Origin of the sequence: Pseudoalteromonas sp. BSi20429, from assembly GCF_000238895.1 — a bacterium.
GTDB classification, from domain to species: domain Bacteria; phylum Pseudomonadota; class Gammaproteobacteria; order Enterobacterales; family Alteromonadaceae; genus Pseudoalteromonas; species Pseudoalteromonas arctica.
The window spans coordinates 1-2,733 of record NZ_BADV01000070.1; the positions used below are offsets into that span (position 1 = coordinate 1).

A 2,733-nucleotide genomic window follows, 5' to 3' on the forward strand; every position below is an offset into this window, starting at 1 on the left:
ACTAAATTCTAATTACATAATCCTATGAAACCTAGGTATTTTTTATTAAGGAATGGTATATTTACAATTATAAATAACAAAAACGTTATTGATAAATAGATATTCCAAAATTAATAAAATAATTTATATAGCAGCACATATAATTAAAATTATGTAATGAAAATAAGGATTTAGTTTTCCTTATATTTTAAGAGGTTTACGTGGTAAAGCTATCAAATACAGAAATTAGAAAGCTAGATGATGCAGCCAGAGCAGGGTGGTTATATTATGTTGGCGGTAACACACAAGATGAAATTGCTAAAAAGCTAAATATATCTCGTCAATCTGCACAAAGAATGGTCGCATTATCTGTGAGCCAAGGTCTAATTAAAGTTAGACTTGACCACCCGATTGCTAAATGTATGGACTTGGCCGAAAAATTAAAAAGCCGTTTTGGGTTAGATTCGTGTGAAGTTGTACCGAGCGATCCATCTGAACCATCGTCCACGCTTGGTTTGGCTCAAGCTGGCGCGGCTGAAATAGAACGTCATTTAAAATCAGAACAACCCAAAGTACTTGCTATGGGAACCGGTCGAGTTTTACGTTCATGTGTAGATGAGCTAAGAACTGTTGATTGTCCGCAACATAAAATTGTAGCAATGCTAGGTAATATGGCTTTGGATGGATCGGCTTCACCTTATGATGTTGTAGTAAGAATGGCCGAACACACCAATGCAAAACATTACCCAATGCCATTGCCAGTTTTACCAAGAAGTATTGAAGAAAAAGAACAGTTACATGCACAACAAAATATTACCGGTAATTTAAAACTCGCTAAAGATGCCGATGTAACATTTGTGGGTATTGGTAGCTTAGGTGAAAAGTCGCCATTACATATAGATGGTTTTATTGATGCGCAAGAACTTAAAGAGTTACAAGATCTTGGTGCAGTTGGTGAAATGATTAGTTGGGTGTTTGATAAAAACGGTAAGCTTTTAGATTGCACAGTGAATCAGCGTGTAGCAAGTACGCCATTAAAAACAAATGCTAACAAACAGATTTATGCGATAGCTGCTGGTGAAGAAAAAGTGTTAGCCATTTTGGGCGCAGTAAGGTCAAACATGATCAGCGGATTAATTACTAACGAATATACAGCTGAGCGTTTATTAAGTATTGATTAAACAAATTGATAAATAAAGTATCTGTATTAGTAATAGCTGTTATTGTAATAAAATCACTTAATGTCCGATACCGTCTAGTATTGGACATAACAAGGGCGCGTTTAAGCGCTCTTTCTATATATGTATTAACTACCTATAATTTATATTATGTTAAATAGCATAAATAAATACATAACCAAGTTACTCACCTTCATTAATTAACGTATAAACGCGATATTTTGACTATTTAATAAGCATTAACCTACTTATCTTAATAGTCAGTACCTTACCCATTTACGGTATTAGCTTCTTGAACATATAAAAATACCGCTTGGTTATTAATATTATCAAGCGGTATAAACAATTATTACCTAATAGCTACTTTATCTAATTAAATCTAAGTTATTGAAAATAATGTATTTTAAATTATCCTACTAATTTACTAGAATCTTTTATCATTCATAAATTCACTAATAAGATCAGACACTTTATCTGGATGTTCATCAATAACCCAATGAGCGGCTCTATCTATCCAAATCAATGATGAATTTGGAATTGCTTCTTCTAACATTGGCGCATACTTTGGCTTTTGAAACTTGTCTTCTTTACCCCATATTATGAGTGTTTCATGAGGTAAGCTTTTAAGATCGCCTGTAATAGCTTCGGTATATTCTTTATTGAGCCTGCGCATGTTACTAAATAAAGCGGCTTTTCCTTTTTCATTACTCCATGGTGCTAAGTATATTTTCATCAACTCTTCAGTCATTACGCTCGAGTCGTAAACACCTTTGGGCATAAAATCTGTTAATGTATCGACAAATTCAGCTACAGTTGTTTTTTCTTCTACACCTGGTTCTAGCAAAGGTTCAAATTCTGGTATTGGCCAAGAGTCAAAACATACACTATCAATTAAAACCAGCCCGTTTACTTTATCCGGATGATTTACAGCCATTAATTGAGCAACACCACCACCAATATCATGTGCAGCAATATTAACTTTAGAAATACCGAGTTCATCCATAAACTTACACATTATTCTACATTGCGCATTTATAGAAACATCGGTGTTAATTGGCATATCAGATTCACCAAAGTTTAGTAAATCAGGCGCTATTACTCGATGTTGTGATGCAAGTTTTGGCATCACATTTCGCCATAAAAATTTATTGGTTGGTATTCCGTGTATCAATAATAAAGGTGTTCCTTGTCCCATTTCTTGATAAGCAATTTGATGACCTTCTACTGTAACGTACTGTGTCTTGTTCATAATTTTGCCTCTTTAACTTTAAAAATTATATTATTTAGTAAACTATAAAATTAGAATATAGCCTTATAAAGCAAATTCCGTCCCAATATGAGTATTTATTAGTTATTAAAAATCTTAATGTTTTAAAAGTTAAACCCGTGTGATACGTGGGCTCTAGGCTAAATAAATTTACTGACTTTATAATATGCAGTGTTTAATAATTGTGATTATCAAACCGCTTTAAGAAGTGTGAAACGATGACTCGTATACATGCAACAATTACAAAAGCGTAGTTTGTAATACTTTAAAGGAATAATTTGAAGTAATTATTCTTATTAAAGGACTTTT

Annotated in this window: 2 protein-coding genes; one reads left to right on the plus strand and one right to left on the minus strand. The window is 33.0% G+C overall.

Annotation, left to right across the window (positions count from 1 at the left end; genetic code table 11):
- Nucleotides 1-200 precede the first annotated feature (200 nt).
- Nucleotides 201-1,160 (plus strand): sugar-binding transcriptional regulator, encoded by a 960-nt coding sequence (locus P20429_RS06120; protein WP_002960874.1) that lies wholly within the window; start codon nucleotides 201-203, stop codon nucleotides 1,158-1,160.
- Between the two features lie 421 nt (nucleotides 1,161-1,581).
- Here the strand turns inward: P20429_RS06120 and P20429_RS06115 are convergent, their stop codons facing one another.
- On the minus strand, nucleotides 1,582-2,406 hold the full coding sequence (locus P20429_RS06115; RefSeq protein WP_007584914.1) for an alpha/beta fold hydrolase: 825 nt from the start codon (nucleotides 2,404-2,406) through the stop codon (nucleotides 1,582-1,584).
- Nucleotides 2,407-2,733 lie beyond the last annotated feature (327 nt).